Origin of the sequence: Rhodoplanes sp. SY1, from assembly GCF_046000175.1 — a bacterium.
In the GTDB taxonomy this organism is placed as follows: Bacteria; Pseudomonadota; Alphaproteobacteria; order Rhizobiales; family Xanthobacteraceae; genus Rhodoplanes.
Genome location: NZ_JBEOMB010000322.1, coordinates 1 through 889, shown reverse-complemented (window position 1 = coordinate 889; position 889 = coordinate 1). Strand labels below are relative to the sequence as shown.

Annotated in this window: 2 protein-coding genes; both read right to left on the bottom strand. The window is 65.5% G+C overall.

Going from position 1 to position 889, the window contains the following annotated elements:
- Positions 1 to 634: Asp/Glu racemase (locus tag ABTU92_RS29400; RefSeq protein ID WP_408095088.1), on the bottom strand; the 634-nt coding region annotated here is incomplete at its 3' end.
- A 38-nt stretch (positions 635 to 672) separates the two neighbouring features.
- A partial coding sequence (locus ABTU92_RS29395; protein ID WP_408095087.1) for an isochorismatase family protein occupies positions 673 to 889 on the bottom strand: 217 nt, incomplete at its 5' end.

The window sequence follows — 889 nt, the reverse complement described above, 5'->3', positions numbered from 1 at the left end:
AGAACTCGGCCCATGGCGCGATGCGGGCCATCGCTAGGTTGGTGCCGACCTGCACGATCGCCTCGACGGAGGGATCGTTCAGCTCGATCATGGCGTCGCGGAGCTGCTTCTCGCTCACATGCGCGATCAGCATCGGGCTCGCGCATTTGAGGCCCTTCAGGCCCACCACCTCGAAGCCGCAATCGGTGAAGAACTTGCGCACCTGCGCGTCGCCCACCGGCATGTAGGGCGTGATCACGGCGATGCGCTTGATGTCGCCAAAGGCGCGCAGCGCTGCCTGGCAGGCGTCGGAGCCCATCGCGACCTTCACCTTGGCGCGCTCCTCGACTCGCTTCTGCAGCGCCTTGGAGCCGTCGAGTCCGTCCCAGAAGGTCTCGGCCGACATGCCCATGATCAGGTAGTCGGGGCTGCAGGTCATCACCGAGTCGATCGAATCCATCATCGCCGAGCGGATGTTGCCGATCAGGGCGTTGAAGTCGTCGTCGCTCTTCACCGAGTTGTCGGGGATGTCGATGCGCGAGAAGTGGTTGGTCACGCCGACCGGACGCATCGCGTCGTATTCGGGCTGCACCGAGGTGTTGGTGCTGGGGGCGATGACGCCGAACTTCTTGCGGTATCCGAGAGAGTCGACCATGGCGTGTCCTGTGGTGGTCTCGATCAGGGCGGGGGTGTTCAGGCCGTACAGGCGGCAAACAGCGTGGCGCTGTCCATCAGGTCCGCGTATTTCTGGCGCATGTCGAACAGGTTGGCCTCGTGGGGGCCGAGCGCGCGATCACCGACGCAGTCGGTGAGCACGATCGGGCGCAGATTGTGGCCCATCGCGTCCACCACGGTGGCCCGCACGCAGCCGGACGTCGTGCAGCCGGCGACCAGGACCGTGTCGACGCGC